The following is a 21449-nucleotide window of genomic DNA, read 5'->3' as shown; positions in this document are numbered from 1 at the left end:
GCTCAACGACCGGGGGTGGCGTGCGGTCGTTGAGCGAAGGGCGCCCGACGACGAAACGCCTCGCTTCACTCACTCAACGATCGGCCTGGAGCGGGTCATTGAGGCAAAGGGCCCACAACAGGTGTACAACGTCCCAGGGCGACGGTCAGGGGCGCGGCGAGGCACACCTAGGATCAGAGGATGACGACGGCGCGACGGCGAGGCATCCTCGCTGCCGTCACGGCTATCGTGCTGCTGGCGATGGGTGCAGGCGTCGCGTTCGTGGTCGGGGATGCGCTCGGCATCCGCACCGAGCCGGCTGCGCAGATGCAGTCGGCTGCCCCCGCGGTCGCAGAGGCGACGGATGCCGCAGCCCCGCCCGAGATCGCGACGCTCACCGTGCCTGACACTGAGCGTGTCGGGGTCGCGATGGACGAGCTGCTCGACGCGGTCGCGGACGCACCCGCACGCGCGGGGACGGCATCCCTCACCGTCGAGATGCTCGACGCGGACGCCGGTGACGAGGCTGACGGCTACACGCTGGACGGCGACGCCACGGCGCTGCGCATCCGGGCCGACACCGAGGCGGGCGCTACGCGGGCGATCTACGACCTCGCCGGCCAGGTGCGGGCCGCACAGCCTCTCACCGACCTGATCGGCGCGCATGCGGCATCCCGTCTGCCGCTGCGGATGAGCGACCTCGGCGCGGTCGGCGTCACGCCCGACCCGGCCGAATGGGAGTCGGGCGACGACTACTCACACGCGTCCAAGGCGTTCGCCGCCGTCATGCAGCCCGAGGCGCCGTACATCGACGACACCGCGCTCGCCGCGGCGTATGAGGACTTCGACGGGTTCCTGCGCCACTCGCTCGCGAACGGCATCAACGCCGTGGCCTTCCCCGGGTTCGTCGAGTTCGTCACGTTCGACGGTGCGCCGGACGGCGCGGTCTACCCCGACGGCGATGACCACCGCGACAAGGCCCTCGCCCTCCGCGAGGCGTTCGCGCCGTTCTGGGAGCGCGCCGACGAGCTCGGCGTGAAGGTCTTCCTGCGCACCGACATGCTCGCCCTCACCGGACCGCTCGAGGACTACTTGATCGACCGGTTCGGGTCGCTCGACACCGAGAACCCCGAGTTCTGGGACGTCTACGCCGCCGGCCTGGATGAGCTGTACGAGGCGGTTCCCGCGCTCGACGGCGTGCTGATCCGCATCGGCGAGGCGGGGCCCGTCTACGACGTGGGCGGCTGGGACTACTACTCCGCGCTCGAAGTGACCACCGTCGACGCGGTGCGGACGATGCTCGGGGCGTTCACTGCGCAGGCCGAGGCATCCGATCGCGAGGTCATCTTCCGCACGTGGAGCGTCGGCGTCGGCGCCGTCGGCGACATGCATACGAACGACGCGTCGTACGAGGCGGTGCTCGACGGCATCGACTCGCCCGCGCTCATCGTGTCGACGAAGTACACCCTCGGCGACTCCTACACCTGGCTGCCCCTGAACCACACCCTCGAGGGGGGCGATCAGCGACGCATCGTGGAGTTCCAGAGCCGCCGCGAGTTCGAGAACTTCGGCGCGTTCCCCAACGACCTCGGCCCGCAGTACCAGGCGGCGCTGCAGCAGCTGCTCGCCGCGAACGACCGCGTCGAGGGCGTCTGGGTGTGGACGCAGGACGGCGGTCCCTGGCGTGCCGGACCCATGTCGCTCTACCTCAAGTCGGGCTTCTGGCAGCTCTACGAGCTGAACACCCAGGTCGCCGCCGCGCTCGCGCAGGACCCCGACACCGACGTCGCCGAGGTGACAGCCGACTGGGCGCGGGAGTGGTTCTCGGACGACCCCGCCACGGTGCAGGCGATCACCGAGGCGATGGCCCTCTCGCGCGACGCCATCGCGCAGGGGATGTACATCGAGCAGTTCGCCGACAAGCGGGTGTTCGCCATCGGGCTCGAGCCTCCGCCCATGATGTGGATCTTCGAGTGGGACATCCTCACCGGCGACTCCGCCGTTCTCGATGTGCTCTACGCGATCGTGCGCGACAGTGCCGAAGGTGCCGGCGGAGTCGACGCGGCGATCGACGGTGGTGCTCAGGCGGTCGCGGACGTCGAGGAGATGCGCGATCTCGTGACGGGGACGGATGCCGCGACCTGGCGCTCGCCCGACATGCGCGACGCCTTCGTTGACACCCTGGACTACGAGCTCGACACCCTGAGGCTGCTCCAGGCGTATCGGGCGATGATCCTCCACCAGGGGGAGTGGCACGACACCCTCTCGCCTGACGCCTACGCCCAGTGGGATGCCGACCGCGCCGGGTACGAGGCGCTCGCCGCCACGCACCTCGAGCGGTACGAAGGCGACCTCGACTACCCCGCGTTCAACCTGACCGCCGCACAGCTGGGCGTGGACCGCGCGGAGCGCGACCTGACGATGGCGTGGCTCGCACGAGCTCTCCTGGTGCTCGCGATCGCGTGGGTGGTGATCGGCATGCTCGCCGCGCGCACGCGACTGGTCGCCCGGCCGGGCGCCGCCGCCGCGCGCGCGACCTGGATCGCCTCGACCCGCCCGTGGCGGGCGCGCGAGTCGACGCTCGGCCTGCTCGAGCTCGACCGCTGGCTGCTGCTGATCGTGCCGGCCGGGCTGCTGGTCGCCACACGGGCGGTGCAGACGTCGTTCCTGTCATGGACCCATGTGGCCGTCACGATCGGCGCGTGGGCCGTGTTCGCCCTCGTCGTGCGGCTGTTCGTCTGGCGCCGGTCGCCCTGGCCGGTCATCGCCGCGGTCGGCGGTGTGGTGACACTTCGGTGCATCGTCACGCTGTTCGCGCTGTCGTTCACGGGACCGGGCGGCTACTGGTTTGCGTTCTGGACCGATCCGGTGCTGCGCACCGCCTATATCGCGGTCGCCTTCGCGCTGTTCGTCTGGGTGTTCGTCGCGGCCGGGTGGGCGCTGGCGGCGCAGGTGCGCGCCCGCCGCGCCACCGGGTACGTGCTGGCCGCGGTCGGTGCGGGTCTGCTGGTGCCGTCGATCGTCGTGGGGCTGGTCGGGCTCGAGGCGGCGCTCACGCTGTGGAACGACGAGATGGGGCTCCTGCCGTGGGGACTCGCCCGCATCCTCGGCATCACGACCTACCTCGAAATCCCGGATGCGACGCCCTGGGCCGCGGCCGCCTTCGCCGCGGTGCTGCTCGTCGTGGGCACCGCGCTGGCGTTGCCATGGCGGCGCCGCAAGGCGGCGGCGAAAGCCTCTTCCTGAAGGAGGGGAGTCGAGCGGAGTGGTCGGACCACACGGGTCGAAGGGGTATTTTAGAAGCATCCCCCGAATCGATTCGAAGAGGTAATCAGCATGCGCTCAAGAAGCACATCACTCCTGTCCATCGCTGCCGTCTCCGCCCTGCTTCTCGCGGGCTGCGCATCGACCGCCGCGTCTGAGCCCACCGAGACGGCGCCCGCCGCCGAGATCGTGGAGTCGTCGGTCAGCGAGCCGGCCGCGGTCGGCGAGCGGGTCGGCGCCGACGGTGCCCAGCTCGAGGTGTGGAGCGGAATCGTGCCCGACGAGACCGCAGCCGGCGCCCTCGGCGACGCTGAGGCCGGTACCCAGTGGGTCACCGCCAACGTCGCCCAGTGGGTGACCGACGAGGATCTCACCGGAGCCGACGTTGCTCCCGTGCTCCGCTCGACGGCTGACGACTCGTTCTCTGCCGAAGCCGTGGCCCAGCAGTCGGTCGACGTCGTCATGGCGCCCGGCAAGTCGTACAGCTACGTGTGGAGCTTCCAGGTTCCCGACGCGCTCGTCGACGCCGCGACCCTCGTGGTCTGCGTCGGCGAGGGTGACGAAGGCTGCAGCAGCCTCGTCGCCGAGTGATCCCACCCCGGCGCTGCCGCTGCGCGGCGGTGCCGGATCCACCGCGTTCGCGCCGTGTGCCCTCGGGTGCACGGCGCGAACGCGTGTGCGGCGCGGTTCTCCGCGATCGGCGCGGACGGCGGCGGCGGTATCCGTTTCTCTTGTATGCCAATAGTTTGTATGCAAAGCTTTGCCCATGACGACGACCGGGACCCCGCTCGAATCGTCGGTGTGCTTCGCGCTGTACACATCGATGCAGGCGACCCTGCAGCTCTACCGCGACCTGCTCGAGCCGTGGGGGCTGACCTATCAGCAGCTCATGCTGCTCGCGGTCGTGTGGGAGCGTGACGAGGTATCGCCGGGCGAGTTGGCCGAGGCGCTGTCGCTCGACGCAAGCAGTGTCTCGGGACTCGTCGGGCGGCTCGAGCGCATGGGTTATCTGCACCGCGAGCACCGGTCCACCGACCGCCGCTCGGTGCGGATCACCGCCACCGCGCACGCCCTGGCAGTGCGCGGCGAACTCGGCCATATCGAGCGCTGCGTCGCGGAGGCCATGCAGGTCACGCCCGCCGACGCCGAGTCGGTCATCGGAACGCTCCGGTCGCTGCGCAGCTCGATGCGCGGCTACGACGCACGCGCGGCATCCGTCGCCTGATGAACGGCAAGGAAGGGAAACGCATGACCCTCGAAGAGATCCCCGTCACCACGATCCACGGAGACAGCACCACCTTCGGCGAGCTCGCCGACGGACGGCTCGCCCTCGTCGTCAACGTCGCGTCGCGATGCGGACTGTCGCCGCAGTACGAACAGCTCGAGGCGCTGCAGAAGGCGTATGCCGACCGCGGCTTCACGGTGATCGGCTTTCCGAGCAATCAGTTCCTGCAGGAGCTCTCGACCGAAGAAGCGGTCGCGGAGTACTGCTCGACCACGTGGGGCGTCACCTTCCCGATGGCCGAGAAGGTGCGGGTCAACGGTCGCCACGCTCACCCGCTCTACCAGGAGCTGACCGGAACGCCCGACGTCGACGGCAAGAAGGGCCGCATCACGTGGAACTTCGAGAAGTTCCTGGTGAGCCCCTCGGGCGAGGTCAAGCGGTTCGCGCCGCAGACCAAGCCCGATGCTCCCGAGGTCGTCGAGGCGATCGAGGCCTGGCTGCCGGGGGAGTAGACCCGCCGCTCAGGCGGCGCGGACCAGGTCGGCGGGGACGATGTTCTTGCCGAGCGGCATGAGCGAGATCGGCACGAGCTTGAAGCTCGCGATGCCCAGCGGGATGCCGATGATCGTGATGCACAGCGCGACACCCGTCAGGATGTGGCCGATCGCGAGCCACCAGCCGGCGAGGATCACCCACACCACGTTGCCGAGGAACGATCCGACGCCGACGCCCGGCTTGTCGACGACGGTGCGGCCGAACGGCCACAGTGCGTAGAGGCCGATGCGGAACGAGGCGATGCCCCACGGGATCGTGAAGATCAGGATGCACAGCAGCACCCCCGCCAGCAGGTAGCCGAGGAACATCCAGAAGCCCGACAGCACGAGCCAGATGATGTTGAGGAGGGTGCGCACGGGTCGATTCTCTCGATCGGATGCCGCGAACCCGCTGTGAGGCGGGGGTGCCGGGCTGGTTGTCGCTCCGTTCAACAGGTCAACCGGCCTTCCACAGGAGGTTGGTTCGTTTCAACCTCCTGTGGAAGCGCGGTTGACCTGTTCGGGGTCAGGTCCGGGCGGGAGCGGATGCCGCGCGCCGGCGCTCGAGGCCGCGCTGGGCGCGGCGGGCGATGCCGACGACGCCCGTGATGAGCGCGAACATGCCGAGGAGGAGGACGGCGATGGCGATCGCCGTCGCCGGGTTCAGCCCCACCAGCCACGAGGTGAGCACGGCCTGTCTGGCCGGGTCGAGGAGGACCCACAGCGCAACTGCAGCGATCGCGGCGAGGACGAGCCCCCACACGATTCCCGCCCAGCGGATGCGCGGGCCGGTGAGATCCACGGATGCCGCGGGCACGGGCCGCTCGGGCGCCGCGGTCTGCGTCGGCGCGTCCCAGGCGGGCGGCCGGGTGTCGACGTACGGCGGGGGGAGGACGGCGGTGGTCGCCGGCGCAGGCGGGACGAAGTCGTCCTCGGCGACCGATGCCGAGGCGGCCGCGTCCGAGGCGGCCACCGTCGGCAGGGGCGGTGTCAGGCCGACGTGGGTCGCCGTCTCGGTGGCCGTTGTGTCCATGGCGTCGGCCGGGCCGGGCTGGGCGAGGGCGTCAGCGCCGGGTGCGGCATCCGGAGTCTCGGGAGTGCTCATGGCGGGGCTCATTTCTCGAAGATCGCGACGTGGACCGAGCCGGTGCGCTGGTCGAGGGTGATGTGCTGCGTCGTGACGGCATCTGTGGAGGGGTCTTCGTTGCTGACGCGCCAGTCGACGGCGCCGTCGCTGCCGGGCTCCACCGTGCCCGACTCGACATCGCCGCCGTCGGTTCCGGGCAGTCGTTCGAAGACCACGGAGCCGTCGCCGAGAATCGCGTCGAGTTCGAGCACGGTGCCCGGGTAGACGACGATGTCGGTGCCCCCGACGCCCTTCGTGAGGACGACGCCTCCGGCGCGGACGTCCTCGGATCGTGACAGCTGGTCGACCGAGATGTTCGTGCTGCCGAATGGCTGCACGAGCGCCTGCTCGTAGCTGGCCGTGCCGAGATTGACGTTGCCGACCACGAAGCGATCGGGACCGGATGCCGCAGCCACCGATCCGCCGATCACCAGCAGCACGATCGTGACGGCGGTCAGGAAGCCGCTGCGACGGCGCGCGATTCCGGCGACGACCATCGCGAGAGCAGTGACCAGGGCGGCGGTGAACACGCCGATGGCCCCCGCGAACGGCGTGCTCGCCGTGGTGAGCACCGCGAGAGCCCCCGCCACGACCGCCGCGCCCAGGGCGGTGAGGACGAACACGAAGCTGGTGCGCGGCCGTGTGGCGTGACGGATCTGGCGACGCTCCTCGGCTTCGCGGGCGAAGGCGGTGCCGGCGGCTTCGCGTTCGCGGCGGGCCTGCTCGCGAGCCGCGCGACCGGCGTCCTGCTGGCTGCGCTGCCACGCCTGGTTCTGCGTGCGCCACGCCTCCTGTCGCGAGCGCCAGTCGGCGACCTGAGCGCCGTTCGCCGGTGCGCTCGCGGCACCCGTCGCCCCGTCTCCCGTCACGGACCCGGCCGGCGCCCGACCGGCCGAGTCCGCGGCTCCCGCGGCCGTTGCCGCGTAGGGAGAGGTCGCACCGTCACCCGAATGAGGTGCGACCGGGGGGACGGGCGGCGCGGAAGCCTTCTGCGCCGCCGCCCAGGGGGACCGATCGGCGCGTGCCGACCGGACGATGAGGAACACCAGTCCGCCGATGAGGGCGATACCCAGCAGGAAGCCGAGCACGTCGAGCGCAGAGACGCCTGCGGCGCCGCCGTCCCATGCCCACGGCGCGAAGCCGGTGAGGGCCCACACGGGCCAGAGCAGCACGTTGCGCAGCCACGGCACCACCGGCACGAACCCGATGGCCGCGATGATGAAGACGCCGGTCATCGCCTGGTCGTAGCGGCCGTGGAACAGCTCGCGAAGGTGGATGCGGCCATCCGTGTCGGGCAGCAGCGCCCAGGCGATCGCGTAGACGAGCAGGGCGGGGAAGCCGAGCAGCGCGACCACGACGAAGATGCCGCGCACGATGATCGGGTCGATCCGCAGGCGCGCCGCGAGTCCGCCGCACACGCCGCCGAGCCAGGCGTCGCCCCGGGCGATGCCCAACCCGCGCACCCAGTCGAAGAACCGGTCCGATGCGTGCGGCGCCTCGGGTGGTGCGGGCGGCGGCGGTCCCGGGTCGGTGGGGGGAGCGGAGGTGGTGTCGGTCATGGTTCCACCCTGGCCGCCGCCGGCAGGCGCCCGCTATGGGGTGATCCCCTGACCCTTCCCTGATCCTGGCGCCCGGGTGTGGTCGGGGACGGAGGGCGGTGATTGGATGGCGGCATGCCTTCGAACCCGCCCGCTGCGGTCCCCGCGACCTCGCCGCCTGGTGCGGGCGCCGTGGGCGGAGCGGTGGGCGGCGAGGCGAGCGGCGGGCCGGAGGCGGCGCTCCCGCGGCCGCCGCTTCGGCGGCCGCGGGATTGCGTGGTATCGGGGGTCTCGTCCGGCCTCGCCGGCCACCTCGGGTGGCCCGTCTGGCTCGTGCGCACGAGCTTCGTCGCGCTGACGCTCGTCTCGGGGGCGGGAGTGCTGCTGTACGCGTGGCTCTGGCTTTTCATGCCCTGGGACGACGTCGAGCCCGGCACCGCGCCGGACGCCGTGCCGGCGGGTGGGGCAGCGGCCCCGAGCCGTGCGGATCACCCGGCGCACGACCCCGCACTTGACCCTGCGCACGACGCCTCGCTCGGTGGATCCCCGGTGCAGGTGCCGACGCGCCGTGCACCGGTGGCGTGGATCCTCACCGGCGCGGCGATCGCCGCGACGGCCGCGACGGTGGCGGCCATCGCACTGTTCTCGGGCAACGGCATGGTGCAGACGTCGATGCCCGGGTGGACGGGCGGCGTGTTCGCCGCGACCACGCTCGCAGTCGCGGCGGGCGCGTGGGCGACGCTGGTCGATCGTCGCGATCCCGCGCGGGGTCCGCGGCACGAGGCGGTCGTGCGCATCGTCGTCACCGTGGTGCTCATCGTGCTGCTGCTCGCACAGCTGACGACACTGCAGCAGGTCGGAGTGGCCGGCTTCGTCTATGCGCTGATGCCGCTCGTCGGGATCGCACTGGTGTACTCGTCGATGCTGATCGACAAGTGGCGCGAACTGTCGGGGGAGCGCGTGCGGCGCATCCGGGAGGAGCAGCGCGCTGAGATGGCGGCGCACCTGCACGACTCGGTGCTGCAGACACTCGCGCTCATCCAGAATCGCGCCGGCGCCTCGAGTGAGGTGGCGCGCCTCGCCCGCGCCCAGGAGCGCGAGCTGCGGGCGTGGCTCTACGACGGCGATGCCGCCGCCGACAGCGACCTCTCGACCGACCTGCGCGACTACGCGGCCGCCCTCGAGCTCGACTACCCGGTGCGCATCGACGTCGTCTCGGCGGGGCTTCCCGCCGAGCGGGCCAGCGGCGAGGTGGCGGCCGCGTCCCGCGAGGCGATGCTGAACGCCGCGCGCCACGCGGGCGGAGATGTGTCGGTGTACATCGAGGGCAACGCGAACGCCGTCGACGTGTACGTGCGCGACCGCGGCCCCGGGTTCGACCTGCAGGATGTGCCGGACGACAGGCTCGGCATCCGTCAATCGATCCTGGGCCGTATGCGACGCGCCGGAGGATCCGCCACTGTGCGTCGAGGGGCCGGCGGCGGCACCGAGGTGCACCTGCGGTTCGGGGCCCCCGCCCCGGCATCCGCCGGTGGATCGGGCGCTGTTTCCGGTCGCCTGAACTCCACCGCTTCCGGCTCTGCGCCGAGCGCCGCATCGGAGGTGCGCCGTGGCTGATGCCCGGGTTCGCGTCGTGATCGTCGACGACCACTCCATCTTCCGGTCGGGTCTGCGGGCCGACCTCGACGCGTCGATCGACGTCGTCGGCGAGGCCGCCGACGCCGCTGCCGCCGTCGCCGTCATCGAGGCGACGCGTCCCGACGTCGTGCTGCTCGACGTGCACCTGCCCTCGGGGCAGGGTGCAGCCGCATCCGGCCCCGAGGCCGCCGGCGGCGAAACGGTGATCCGTGCGGCCGGGCCCATGGTGCCGACGACGCGATTCCTGGCGCTGAGCGTGTCGGATGCCGCGGAGGACGTCGTGCGCGTCATCCGTGCCGGTGCCAGGGGCTACATCACGAAGGGCTCGTCAGGCGCCGAGGTGAGCCAGGCGGTGCACGCCGTCGCGGAGGGGGACGCGGTGTTCTCGCCGCGTCTCGCCGGCTTCGTGCTCGATGCCTTCGGCGCGGCCGTCGGCGAGACGGCGGCGACCAGCGACGAGCTCGACCGGCTTTCGGCGCGCGAGCAGGAGGTGATGCGACTCATCGCCCGCGGCTACGCCTACAAGGAGGTCGCCGCCGAGCTGTTCATCTCGATGAAGACGGTCGAGTCGCACGTGTCGGCGGTGCTGCGCAAGCTGCAGCTGTCATCGCGGTACGAGCTGACGGCCTGGGCTTCGGCGCGCCGCCTGCTCTGAACCGCTGCCGCGGCTTTCGGAGCGTGCTCTCCTCTGGGAGAAGGTGAGGATCGCGTGACGTGGCCGGTATCTCTAAGCTCGGGACGTGCGAAGACCGCAGGAGAGCCCGACGCTCGGCGAGGTGCTCGGCGAGATCGTGCGCCGCGCCGCGGACGAGGTCGAGGCGACCCTCCCGGCCGCGGTCGCCGACGAGCCAGATGGTGTGCATCAGCACCGGGTGCGGGTGAGGCGCCTGCGCAGCGTGCTCCGAGGCTTCCGAGACGCGCTGGACGCCCGCGCAGCCGAGCGCGTGCGCGTGGCCTACGTGGAGTGGGGGCGGCAACTCGGCGTCGTGCGTGACATCGAGGTGCGCGCCGAGGTCGCGGCCGAGATGCTGGAACGGGCGGAGATCGACGACCCGGACGTGCAACGGCGGCTCGTCGGCAGCGAGCAGGAGGCCTACTCGGTGGCTCATCAGCGGCTGGTGGAGCTCGCGAGCTCGCCGCGCGCCGAGGAGCGGGCGCGGCTGCTGCGCGAGTTCGTCGATGCGGCGATTCCCGTCGAGCCCGATCGCGAGGCCGAGGAGGTGCTGGTCGCGGCGGTGGCGAGACAGGCGCGTCGCGTGGAGAAGGCAGAATCCCGGCTCGACGGCACGGATGCGCGCTACCACGCCCTCCGCAAGGCCGCACGTCGCATGCGGTATGTGGCGGAATCCGTCACGGATGCCGCTCCCGGGCTGCGCACGAAGGAGATGGAGGCGCTCGTGGAGGCCGGCGACGACATCCACGATGCGCTCGGCGCGCACCGTGACGCCATGCTGCTCGCGCAACGGGTGGATCATGAGGCAGCCGTCGCCGGGCGCGCGGGGGAGCTGTCGCACGCGTACGACAGGATCGCCGAGGTGGCCAGGGACGAGGCGGCGGAACGCCTCGATGAGGTCCCGCAGGCGATGCGGCGACTGGAGGCCGCAGCATCCCGTCTTTCGTGAGAGGCGGCGTGCCCGCGTCCGCGGATGCGAGGGCGGCATGCGCCCGGCCGGTGTCGGCGCGGCGACCTAGACTTGGTGGGACATGACCGACGCCATTCCGACCGCGCCGGGCGCGGGTACCGTTCGTCCGATCGTCCTCGACGCCGCCCACCCGATGGGCGCTGCGCCGCACGTGGGCGCGCGTTCCGACGAAGACCTTCTCGAAGGGTTGAACCCGCAGCAGCGCGAGGCCGTGACGTACCGCGGACAGGCGCTGCTGATCGTCGCCGGCGCCGGCTCGGGAAAGACCAGCGTGCTCACGCGCCGCATCGCGTCGCTGCTGCGCAACCGCGAGGCGTGGCCGAGCCAGATCCTCGCGATCACCTTCACCAACAAGGCCGCGGGCGAGATGCGCGAGCGCGTCGAGCATCTGGTGGGCGATTCGGCGCGCGGCATGTGGATCTCGACGTTCCACTCAGCATGTGTGCGCATCCTCCGCCGCGAGGCCGAGCAGTTCGGGTTCACAAAGTCGTTCACGATCTACGACTCGGGCGACTCGCGTGCGCTCATCAAGCGGCTCGTCAAAGAGCACGAGGCCGATGCGTTCGGGCTCACCCCCGCGGCCACGCAGTCGAAGATCTCGAAGCTGAAGAACGAGCTGGCGGATGCCGAGTCCTACGCGCGCTCGGCCAACATGAGCGATCCCGCCGAACGTGTCTTCGTCGAGCTGTTCGGCGCGTACCAGCGCGAGCTGCAGCGGGCGAACGCCTTCGACTTCGACGACCTCATCGGCCAGACGGTGTTCCTGTTCCGCGCGTTCCCGCAGGTGGCGGACGTGTACCGCCGGCGTTTCCGTCACGTGCTCGTCGACGAGTACCAGGACACCAACCACGCGCAGTACGCGCTGATCCATGAGCTGACGCGTCCGCCCGGATCGGATGCCGCGCCCCTGGCCGGATCCGGCGGCATGATGATCTTCGAGGCCTCACCGGCCGCCGAGGACGGCGCATCGCTCACCGTCGTCGGCGACTCGGATCAGTCGATCTACGCCTTCCGCGGCGCCGACATCCGCAACATCAGCGAGTTCGAGAAGGACTACCCGGGCGCCAAAGTCGTGCTGCTCGAGCAGAACTACCGGTCGACCCAGAACATCCTGTCGGCCGCGAACGCCGTCATCGGCCACAACTTCGACCGCAAAGACAAGCGCCTGTGGACCGACGTCGGCGAGGGCGAGAAGATCATCGGCTTCACCGGCTACTCGCAGCACGACGAGGCGCAGTTCGTCGCCGACGAGATCGAGGCGCTGCGGCGGGCGGGCGTCGACTACTCGCAGGTGGCCGTGTTCTACCGCACCAACTCGCAGTCCCGTGCGCTGGAAGAGATCTTCATCCGCTCCGCCCTGCCCTACAAGATCATGGGCGGCACGAAGTTCTACGAGCGCGCCGAGATCAAGGATGCCCTGGCGTACCTCGTGGCGGTGGCGAACCCCGCCGACGAGATGGCGATGCGCCGCATCATCAACCGGCCGCGTCGCGGCATCGGCGACGTGACGATCGAGACGATCTCCCGCTACGCGGTGGACCAGCAGATCACGTTCCGCGACGCGCTCGCGAACTCGTCGGCGCTGGGTGTCGGGCCCAAGATCCAGGCGGCCATCGCGCATCTGGACGCGGTGCTGGCCGAGGCATCCGAGATCATGCTTCCCGCCTCGGGAGAGCTCGCGCCCCCGACCGCGGTCGCCGACGGTCTGCAGCTGCTGCTCAACAAGAGCGGCTACTACGACGCGCTGCGGGCCAGCAAGGACGCGCAGGACGAGGCGCGCATCGAGAACCTCGATGAGATGGTGGCCGTCGCCCGCGAGTTCGCGCGCAACAACCCCGAGGGGACCCTCCTCGACTTCCTCACCGAGGTGGCGCTGGTGTCCGACGCCGACGACCTCGAGGACGCCTCGGGTTCGGTCTCGCTCATGACCTTGCACACCGCGAAGGGCCTGGAGTACGACGCCGTGTTCGTCACCGGCGTCGAGGAGGACCTCATCCCGCACCGCATCTCGGCGGGCGAGCCGGGCGGTCCGCAAGAGGAGCGGCGCCTCTTCTACGTCGGCATCACGCGTGCCCGCAAGCGCCTGTACCTCTCACTGGCGATGACACGCGCGCAGTTCGGCGAGGTGACGGTGGCGATGCCCAGCCGCTTCCTGCAGGAGATCCCGAATGAGCTGCTGCACTGGCGGCAGTCGCCCGGCGACGTCAACTCCCGCGGCGGCACCCAGTCGCGGGCGCTCAACGCGCGGCGCGGCTCGGGCTCCGGATTCGGCGGCTCGGGAGGGCGCCGCTACGGCGACGACCTGGTGCCGCTCGCGCGTCGCGAGCCGGCCGGCAACCTCGAGCGCTTCGCGAACAAGATCCCCTCCAAGGTGCGCGACAACGGCGACATGGAGCTGGCGCCGGGCGACCGCATCCGTCACGACGACTTCGGTGAGGGACGAGTGGATGCCGTCACCGGCGAAGGCGCGAAGCGCGTGGCGCACGTGCGGTTCGACGCGGCGGGTCCGAAGAAGCTGCTGATCAAGATCGCGCCGATCTCGAAACTCTGACGCAGCGGCTCGCGCCGACGGGGCAGCCGTCGATCTGGAGCGGGGTGAGTTGCCGGCGTTTCGTCTCGCTTCGCTCGCTCAACGACCGGTACTCCTCGGTCCGTCGTTGAGCGAGCGAGGAACGAGCGAGACGAAACGCGCGCACCTGGCGCACACGAGTGGCTCGACGCGTCGCGACGCGCTTCACTCGCTCAACGAACCGGGTCGTGCGCGGTTCGCTCCGCGAGCAGGTGGTGGTGGGCGAGGCGGCGCAGGGCGAGCATGACCGGCTCGTACATCGCCGTCCCGAGCACCGCGTACGCCACGGCCTCGGGGGGTGACATGGCACCCATCGGGGCGACCTCGTCCGCCGCGACCTGCCGCATCGCGGCGCCGTAGCGGGCGAGTGCGGCGGGGGAGGCATCCAACCCCGCCGCGTCGAGCGCGCGCAGCGCCTCGTCGAGCTGAGCCACCGCGGTGAAGTCGGCGTCGTAGGTCAGACCGAGTTCGGCGATCGCCTCCCGTGCGCGCGGGTAGTCGTCTCTTCCGCCGTCGACGTAAGGGGGCAGGGCGCCGACGGCGCGCCCGAGGGTCTCCATCGGATCGTCGAGCGGAGCGTCGATCAGGGCGAGCACCTCACGGACGCGCGCCAGCGGCAGGCCACGCACATCGGCCAGCGCCGCGATCAACCGCAGCCGGCTGAGGTGCTCCTCGCCGTACTCGGCCCGCGTGGCCGAGAGGGCCTCGCCGCGGGCCAGCATGCCTTCGCGGATGTAGAACTTCACGGTGGCGACCGGGACGCCGCTGAGCTCTGACAGTTCCGAGATCTTCACGGCGGCCCTCCGGGGTCTTGTGCTGGATAGTATATCTATCCAATACTGGAGAGCGTAACTATCCAATGGAGGTCATCATGGACCCGGTCCTCACGATCGTCGCCGGTGCGACGATCCTCACCGTCATCGGCGTGATGTCGGGCGGCACCTTCCTGCTGCGTATCGCGTCGCACGGTCTGCCGTTCAACGATCTGCAGAAGACCTTCTTCCGCGCCGGCCACGCCCACGCCGGGGTGCTCGTGCTGCTGGGACTGGTGAGTCTGCTCCTGACCTCGGCGGCGGGGGCGGCGCTCCCGTGGCAATGGGCGTCGGTCGGCGTGCTCGCGAGCGCGATCCTGATCCCGGGCGGGTTCTTCCTCTCGGTGCTGGGCCGCGACCCGCAGCGGCCGGGTCGGGCGATCGCACTGCTGTGGGCGGGAGTCGTCGTGCTTGCGGCATCCCTTCTCGCCGTCGGCATCGGCGTGATCGCTGCGGGGGTTGCGGCGCTGGGGTGACGGCCCTGTTCGCAACTCAGGCTGGCGGAGTCGTCGCGGAGCACCCGACCGCGGGATTCCGGGGTCCCGCCGCCCGACCACACGCGGCCCTCCTGGGTTGTGAACGGGAGAGCGCTGACGCGACCGGATCGGCAGATCAGGGCGGCGGGTTAGGCTCGCACAATGGCCTTGTTCTCGCGCCGTCCGAAGAAGCCCGCCGAGCAGTCGACGCCCTCGCCCGAGTCGTCGCCGGCTGAGGCGCCGACGCCGGACGCCGACCCCGCCCCCGCGGCTCCGGCAGCGAGCGAGGCGGCGCCCGCGGGTGCGGCCGAGGGCGAGGGTGTGGTCGACGCCGATGCCGGCGCGCCTGCAGGGGATTCCGACGCGGATGCCGCGGCCGGCGTGTCGATCTCGGTCTCGTCTTTCGGGGGGCTCGGTGTGGCACCCGCACCCGCGCCGGCTGCGGGGGCCGAGGGCGCGGCGCAGGGCGACGAGCCGATGCCTCCGGGGCCTCGACCGCGGATGGGAACGCGCGAGTGGATGCGCACAGCGCCCGAGCAGACCGAAACGGTGCCCGGGCTGCGCGACAACGCTCTGCTGCGGGCGGCGCTCGGCCGCGTCGGCGACGCGCCGCAATCGCAGGCGCTGCTGGACGTCGCGCGACAGCTGATGCAGGGCCACGTCTTCCTGCGCGTGAAGGGCGACGCCCGCACCCTGCTCGCCGAGGGCAAGGGTCTGCCGCTCGCCGTCGCCAACGCGGGCGACCGCACGTTCGCGCTCGTGTTCTCGAGCGGAGCGGCGCTGCAGGCGAGCCTCAAGGCCGACGGCGACACCGACACGTCCGCGATGGGCCAGCCGGTGCTCACCGTGCTGCGGCACGTGCTGGGAAGTTCGTACGACGGGATCATCATCGACCCGGCGTCGACGCCGTCGCGCGCCGTCCTGCCGAAGGAGCTCCTGGAGCGCGCCGTCGAGAAAGCCGACCCGCAGCTCACCGTCAAGACGCTGCTCGCCGCGGAGCGCACCCCCGACATCGGCGCCAAGGTCGCCGAGGCGCTCACCCGCGTGCCGCTCTGGGTCGCCGTCGGCACAGCGGACAATGGGGCGCCGGGTCTCGCCGAGGGCCGCGACGGAAGCGGTGCGCGCTACCTCGAGATCTACTCGCACCCGCTCGAGGTCGCCGTGATGGGCCGCGGCGACAACGCCGCGCCGATCACCGCCGCCCAGCTGTCGCGCGCGCTGACCAGCGACGAGGGGATCACCGGCGTCGTGGTGGATCCCGCGGGCCCGTGGATCCGCCTCACGCGCGACGACCTCGGCCCGGTGCTGTCGCTCACAGGCTGAACGCGTCACCAGGTCGCGCCGGGTGCGGGCGTTTCGTCTCGCTCGTTCCTCGCTTGCTCAACGACCGGGGGTGAGGTCGCGCGCCGGGTGTGGGCGTTTCGTCTCGCTCGTTCCTCGCTCGCTCAACGACCGGGGGCTCCGCAGTGATCGAGTGTTGACATTCGCCGACGTGCGCGTACCCTATTCAACATAGGTGTTGATAAAGGATGCTGTTGAGTATGAACGATCAGGAGCTGGACCGGGCGTTCGTCGCGCTGGGCGACCCGGTGCGCCGCGCGATCATCGCGCGCCTGAGCCGCGGCCCGGCGGCAGTGGGTGAGCTCGCCGAGCCCTTCGAGATCACGATGCAGGCCGTGTCGCGCCACATCAAGGTGCTCGAAGACGCCGGCCTCGTCACCCGGTCTCGAGACGCGCAGCGTCGGCCGGTCCATCTCGACGCCGCGGCGCTGGAGCAGCTCACGGCATGGATCGACCGCTATCGACTGGATGCCGAGCGCGCGTACCGCCGACTGGACACACTGCTCGCGACCTCGACCTCGACCGCGACCGAGGCCGCGGGCACGCCGGGGGTCTCGCCCGCCGCCACCGCTCACCAGCCTTGAGGACCCCTCGCACGACCGACACGAAGGAGAAGGAATCATGAGCAACCCCCTCATCATCGAAGCCGTTCCGGGTACGTCGTACGCCGACATCACGCGCGAATTCGACGCGCCCGTCGAGGCGCTGTTCCGCGCTCACGCCGACCCCGAGCTGTTCGGGCAATGGATCGGCCCCGGCGAGGAGCGCACCGAGATCACCCACTGGGACTTCCGGACCGGCGGTGGCTACCGCTTCGTCCAGCGCGACGCCAACGGCGAGTACGCGTTCCGCGGGGTGTTCCACACCGTGCGCGAGAACGAACTGATCATCCAGACGTTCGAGTACGAAGGCTGGCCCGACGAGGTCAGCATCGACGTCATCCGCTTCGAGACGCTCGAGGGCGGCCGGTCGCGGATCGCCGACCGCAGCGTGTTCTCGAGCATCGAGGTGCTCGAGAACATGCAGTCCGAGGGCATGGAGCGCGGTATGCGCGAGGGCTACGACAAGCTCGAGAAGATGCTCGCCGGGGAGAGCTGAGCCATGGGCAAGGTCGTGGCCTCAGCATCCATGTCACTCGACGGTTTCGTCGCTCACGAGAACAACGACCCGGGACGGCTGTTCGACTGGTACGAGGCCGGCGACGTCGAGGTCGTCACCGCGAGCGAGCCCGCGTCGTTCCACCTGACGCCCGCGAGCGCCGACTACTGGCGGGAGTGGGTCGGCGAGATCGGCTGTCTCGTCGTCGGACGGCTGCTGTTCGACATCACCGACGGCTGGAAGGGCGAGCACCCGCTGGGTGTGCCCTTCGTCGTGCTGACGCACGACGCGCCGACGGCCTGGGCACATGCCCACACCGGCAACGCCCACTTCGTGACCGAAGGCATCGAGGCCGCCGTCGCGCGTGCGCAGGAGATCGCCGGGGATCGGACGGTCGCGCTCGCCGCCGGCACGGTCACGGGTCAGGCGCTCGCCGCCGGGCTCGTCGACGAGGTTGCAGTGGACCTGGTGCCGGTGGTGCTCGGCAGCGGCCACCGCTACTTCGCCGACGTCGACCCGGCAGCGGTGCGGCTGGGCGACCCGACCACGATCATCCCGAGCACGCGGGTGACGCACATGGTGTTCCCCGTCGAACGGTGAGGGCGATCGCCGGGGCCGTCGAGAGTTCAGGAGACACGCCGGCGCCACCGGTGAGCACGGATGCCGCGGCGGCGCGTCTCCTGAATCTCGCGCACCGCGGGCGGGTGGCCTCTGTCGGGGCTGCCCGCTAGCGTCGGACCATGGCGTCGGAGCGCATCACCCTCACCGTGCCCGGTCCGGACGGCGATCGCGAGGTCGGGATCTCGAATCCCCGCCGCGAGATCTGGCCCGAACTGGGAATCACGAAACAAGAACTCGCCGAGTACCTCATCGCGGTGGAGGGGCCCTTCCTCGCCGCCAACGGCGACCGGCCGGTGTCGCTCGAGCGCTTCCCCGAGGGCGTGGGGGGCGAGCGGTTCTACTCCAAGAACCCGCCGAAGGGGGCGCCGGCGTTCGTCGAAGCCCAGACCGTCACGTACAACAGCGGGCGACGGCATCCGCAGATCATCCTCACGGAGATCGCCGCGGCGGTGTGGGCCGTGCAGATGAACACCATCGTCTTCCACCCCTGGGCGTCGCTGACGGCGAACACCGACAACCCCGTCGAGCTGCGCATCGACCTCGATCCGCAGCCGGGAACCGATTTCGCGGATGCCGCAGCCGTCGCCCCCGCGTTGCGCGACGTGCTCGCCGAGGCGGGTCTGACGGCGTTCGTCAAGACGAGCGGCAACCGCGGCATCCACGTGTTCTGCCCCATTGAGCCGGAGTGGGAGTTCCTCGATGTGCGCCACGCGGTCATCGCGGCCGGGCGCGAGCTCGAGCGGCGCCTGCCCGACAAGGTCACGATGAACTGGTGGAAGGAAGAGCGCGGCGAGCGCATCTTCATCGATTTCAACCAGGCGAATCGGGATCGCACGATGGCAGGCGCCTACAGCCCGCGGGCTCTGCCGACGGCGACCGTCTCCACACCGCTCACCTGGGACGAGCTCGAGGCGGGTGTCGATCCCGCCACGTTCACGGTGCGGACCGTGCCGAAGCGGCTCGCCGAGATCGGCGACCCGTGGGCCGACCTGCTCGCGAAGCCCGGGCGCATCGACACGCTGCTCGAGTGGTGGCAGCGCGACCTCGACGACGGCCTCGGTGAGCTGCCCTTCCCGCCGGACTTCCCGAAGATGCCCGGAGAGCCGCCGCGCGTGCAGCCGAGTCGCATCAACCCCGAGAACTGGCCGAAGGACGAGGGGTGACCCAGGTTCGATCACTCCGAGGGGTCGGGCAGGTTCCGGATCAGCGCGATCGCGAGACCGGCCGCCGTCGCCGGTGTGAGCCCCATCGTGCCGCGGGGGTCGTCGGCGGTGACTTCCGATACGACGACGGCCACGGCATCCCTCGACCGATCGACGACGAGTGCCGTGCCGCCGTCGCCCTGCGCGTAGTAGACCTCGCGTGGCCGGTCGACCCACCACTGATAGCCGTAGCTCGTCGTGCCGATGTCTCTCGTGGCGACCAGGGCGGAGGTGGCCTCGACGGCCCAGGTCGGCGACACCACCTGCGTGTCATCCCAGGCGCCTTCGTCGAGGTACAGCTCACCGATCCGGAGCAGATCCGAGGGGCGTAGTCGCAGATGCGACCAGCCCAGGGTGACGCCTTGGGGGTCGGCCGGCCACGCGATCTCGGCGTCGTCGTACGAGGGAACCAGCGCCGGGAGATCGGCCACGGACGCCAGGCGCTGTTCCCACAGCGGATCGGTGTCGATGCCCAGCGGATCGAAGAGCGCCTGCTGCGCGAACTGCAGCAGCGACATCCCGGTCGCCTGGGTGATCACCGCGGAGAGGATGTGGGCGCCCGCGTCCGACGGCAGCACCCGGCCGCCCACGGGGTCGCGGGCCGTTCGCTCGGCGAGGATCGCGGCGATCCAGTCCGGCGCGGCCGCGGCGGACGCGCCGACTCTGAGCGGAAGACCCGCGGTGTGCGTGAGCACCGACTTCAGCGGGATGGCAGCCGTCTCGGGCGTGAGAATCCCGGCATACGCGGGGAGCAGCTCGCCGAGCGTCGCGTCGACCCCGCGGATGAGGCCGCGATCGATCGCGATGCCGACGAGGGTCGATGTCACGATCCTGGTGACGCCGCGCACGTCCCACGTGTCGTCGGGAGCGGAGTCGACGTACCACTCGTACACGGGCTCGCCGTGCTGCTGGATGATAACGGCGCGCACCGTCTCCTCGCCGTAGACGACGTCGAACACCGACGCCAGCTCCTCACCCATGACCTCGGTGAGCGAGCGCGAGGGAGCCACGGCGCAACCCGTCGCAATCAGCAGCGCGCCGAGCGCCGCGCCGGCGAGAGCGCGCCGCACTCCGGCCCGGCGTCGCGGTGCCCGGTGGTGGGACTCGGCCATGGAAGCCTCCGTCAGCGGTGACTCTGGCCGCACGGTACACCCGCGCTGATCGACCGAACAGGGGGTTCCGCCGCGCAGCACCGGCGCCCGCTGCCGAGGCGCGGGTGGGCTGCGAGAGGGCGCGTGGGGGCTGAGTTCAGACCAGGACGTCCGCGAGGTCGTAGGCAGCGACGACCTCGAGCTGCTCGTATGTGCAGGATGACGGGTCGCGATCGGGGCGCCAGCGCTCGAACTGCACCGTGTGCCGGAACCGCCAGCCCTCCAGCTGGTCGTATCGCACCTCGAGCACGCGCTCCGGGCGCAGCCTCACGAACGAGGAGTCGGCCCGGCCGGCCTGGAAGCGCGACTTCTCGCCCTCGCCCTTCAGCGCCTCGCCGTCGGCGTCGCGCTGAACGAGCGGCGCGAGCTCGTCGATGAGCTCGAGACGGCGCGCGTTGCTCCACGCGGCGACACCGCCGACGGGATAGAGCGTGCCGTCTTCGCCGTACAGCCCCACCAGCAGGGAGCCGACCCCCTCGCCGGACTTGTGGATGCGGTAGCCGAGTGCGACGACGTCGGCCGTGCGGGCGTGCTTGATCTTGAACATCGTGCGCTTGCCGGGCGCATACGGCTGGTCGAGCGGCTTCGCGACGACGCCGTCGAGCCCGGCGCCCTCGAACTCGGCGAGCCAGCGGCGCGCGAGGTCGGGATCGTCTGTCGTGCGTGTGACGTGCACCGGGTCGGGCACGTCGCGGAGCAGGTCGACGAGCGTCTCGCGTCGCGTGGCGAACGGCTCGCCCTGCAGATCGCGGTCGCCGACGGCGAGCAGGTCGAACGCGATGAACATCGCCGGCGTCTGCTCGGCGAGCATGTTCACGCGGGATGCCGCGGGGTGGATGCGCTGCGACAGCGACTCCCAGTCGAGCCGGCGACGGCCGTCACGATCGACCGGCACGACGATCTCGCCGTCGAGCAGACAGGGTTCGGGAAGCACCCGCGCGAATGCCTCGACGAGCTCCGGGAAGTAGCGCGTCAGCGGCTTCGCGCCGCGCGACCCGATCTCGACGTTCTCGCCGTCCCACGAGATCAGGGCGCGGAAGCCGTCCCATTTGGGCTCGTAGCTCAGGCCGCCGGGCACTTTCGCCGCGTCGGGGACGTCGGGCACGGACTTCGCGAGCATCGGCGCGGGGATCTCGTACGGCATGCGTCTCATCCTGCCGCGGTCCGCCGACACCCGACACCCCGTGTCCGCAGGCGGGTGCGGTCCGGACATCGCAGGTCTGCGGCATCCGG

General features: G+C 70.9%; 20 protein-coding genes. 14 read left to right on the top strand and 6 right to left on the bottom strand.

The annotated features are described in order from the left end of the window. Positions 1-180: 180 nt before the first annotated feature. The 4 genes from B2K11_RS09235 (at position 181) to B2K11_RS09220 (ending at position 4980) form a co-directional block, all read left to right on the top strand. Positions 181-3225: a hypothetical protein gene (locus tag B2K11_RS09235; RefSeq protein WP_163617993.1), complete on the top strand. Its 3045-nt coding sequence runs from the start codon at positions 181-183 to the stop codon at positions 3223-3225. 90 nt (positions 3226-3315) lie between these two features. Beyond that, a complete protein-coding gene (locus tag B2K11_RS09230) occupies positions 3316-3834 on the top strand; it encodes a hypothetical protein (protein ID WP_163617992.1) in 519 nt (172 codons plus the stop codon). Positions 3835-4009: 175 nt separating this feature from the next. Next, complete coding sequence (locus B2K11_RS09225) at positions 4010-4468, top strand: MarR family transcriptional regulator (protein WP_163617991.1); 459 nt, start codon at positions 4010-4012, stop codon at positions 4466-4468. A gap of 23 nt (positions 4469-4491) precedes the next feature. Next, a complete protein-coding gene (locus B2K11_RS09220; protein WP_163617990.1) occupies positions 4492-4980 on the top strand; it encodes a glutathione peroxidase in 489 nt (162 codons plus the stop codon). 9 nt (positions 4981-4989) lie between these two features. Here B2K11_RS09220 and B2K11_RS09215 read toward each other — a convergent pair whose 3' ends face one another. From B2K11_RS09215 to B2K11_RS09205, 3 genes are all read right to left on the bottom strand, one after another. Beyond that, complete coding sequence (locus B2K11_RS09215) at positions 4990-5379, bottom strand: YccF domain-containing protein (RefSeq protein WP_163617989.1); 390 nt, start codon at positions 5377-5379, stop codon at positions 4990-4992. A gap of 148 nt (positions 5380-5527) precedes the next feature. Next, positions 5528-6106 carry a hypothetical protein gene (locus tag B2K11_RS20595; RefSeq protein WP_239525884.1) on the bottom strand — a complete coding sequence of 193 codons (579 nt, stop codon included), beginning with the start codon at positions 6104-6106 and terminating at the stop codon, positions 5528-5530. Between the two features lie 8 nt (positions 6107-6114). Beyond that, positions 6115-7686, bottom strand: coding sequence for a PspC domain-containing protein (locus B2K11_RS09205; protein ID WP_163617988.1), 1572 nt, complete (start codon positions 7684-7686; stop codon positions 6115-6117). A 114-nt stretch (positions 7687-7800) separates the two neighbouring features. Here B2K11_RS09205 and B2K11_RS09200 point away from each other — a divergent pair, with 114 nt between their 5' ends. From B2K11_RS09200 to B2K11_RS09185, 4 genes are all read left to right on the top strand, one after another. Beyond that, positions 7801-9282, top strand: a complete 1482-nt coding sequence (locus tag B2K11_RS09200; protein WP_163617987.1) for an ATP-binding protein — start codon at positions 7801-7803, stop codon at positions 9280-9282. Continuing rightward, complete coding sequence (locus B2K11_RS09195; protein WP_163617986.1) at positions 9275-9958, top strand: response regulator transcription factor; 684 nt, start codon at positions 9275-9277, stop codon at positions 9956-9958. Before B2K11_RS09200 ends, B2K11_RS09195 begins: the two co-directional genes overlap by 8 nt. A gap of 85 nt (positions 9959-10043) precedes the next feature. Next, positions 10044-10925, top strand: coding sequence for a CHAD domain-containing protein (locus tag B2K11_RS09190; protein WP_163617985.1), 882 nt, complete (start codon positions 10044-10046; stop codon positions 10923-10925). An 82-nt stretch (positions 10926-11007) separates the two neighbouring features. Further along, entirely contained in the window at positions 11008-13497 is a 2490-nt protein-coding gene (locus tag B2K11_RS09185) for a UvrD-helicase domain-containing protein (RefSeq protein WP_163617984.1), read from the top strand. A gap of 191 nt (positions 13498-13688) precedes the next feature. Here B2K11_RS09185 and B2K11_RS09180 read toward each other — a convergent pair whose 3' ends face one another. Further along, on the bottom strand, positions 13689-14309 hold the full coding sequence (locus B2K11_RS09180) for a MerR family transcriptional regulator (protein ID WP_163617983.1): 621 nt from the start codon (positions 14307-14309) through the stop codon (positions 13689-13691). Between the two features lie 77 nt (positions 14310-14386). On the opposite strand from B2K11_RS09180, the gene B2K11_RS09175 reads away from it, so the two are divergent. The 6 genes from B2K11_RS09175 (at position 14387) to ligD (ending at position 19026) form a co-directional block, all read left to right on the top strand. Then, the gene (locus tag B2K11_RS09175; protein ID WP_163617982.1) at positions 14387-14803 is read left to right on the top strand and encodes a hypothetical protein; all 417 of its coding nucleotides are present in this window, start codon (positions 14387-14389) and stop codon (positions 14801-14803) included. A 162-nt stretch (positions 14804-14965) separates the two neighbouring features. Next, complete coding sequence (locus B2K11_RS09170) at positions 14966-16126, top strand: SseB family protein (RefSeq protein ID WP_163617981.1); 1161 nt, start codon at positions 14966-14968, stop codon at positions 16124-16126. A gap of 218 nt (positions 16127-16344) precedes the next feature. After that, positions 16345-16728 (top strand): metalloregulator ArsR/SmtB family transcription factor, encoded by a 384-nt coding sequence (locus B2K11_RS09165; protein ID WP_204260067.1) that lies wholly within the window; start codon positions 16345-16347, stop codon positions 16726-16728. A 37-nt stretch (positions 16729-16765) separates the two neighbouring features. Further along, entirely contained in the window at positions 16766-17242 is a 477-nt protein-coding gene (locus B2K11_RS09160) for an SRPBCC family protein (RefSeq protein ID WP_163617979.1), read from the top strand. Between the two features lie 3 nt (positions 17243-17245). Continuing rightward, a complete protein-coding gene (locus B2K11_RS09155) occupies positions 17246-17842 on the top strand; it encodes a dihydrofolate reductase family protein (protein ID WP_163617978.1) in 597 nt (198 codons plus the stop codon). A gap of 140 nt (positions 17843-17982) precedes the next feature. After that, positions 17983-19026: a non-homologous end-joining DNA ligase gene (ligD, locus tag B2K11_RS09150; protein WP_163617977.1), complete on the top strand. Its 1044-nt coding sequence runs from the start codon at positions 17983-17985 to the stop codon at positions 19024-19026. An 11-nt stretch (positions 19027-19037) separates the two neighbouring features. Here ligD and B2K11_RS09145 read toward each other — a convergent pair whose 3' ends face one another. Continuing rightward, a complete protein-coding gene (locus B2K11_RS09145) occupies positions 19038-20177 on the bottom strand; it encodes a serine hydrolase (protein WP_163617976.1) in 1140 nt (379 codons plus the stop codon). A 136-nt stretch (positions 20178-20313) separates the two neighbouring features. Further along, positions 20314-21360, bottom strand: a complete 1047-nt coding sequence (locus B2K11_RS09140) for an ATP-dependent DNA ligase (RefSeq protein ID WP_163617975.1) — start codon at positions 21358-21360, stop codon at positions 20314-20316. Positions 21361-21449 lie beyond the last annotated feature (89 nt).

Source organism: Microbacterium sp. B35-30 (genome assembly GCF_010634855.1).
Taxonomy (GTDB): Bacteria; Actinomycetota; Actinomycetes; order Actinomycetales; family Microbacteriaceae; genus Microbacterium.
This window is presented reverse-complemented; position numbering and strand designations above follow the sequence as displayed.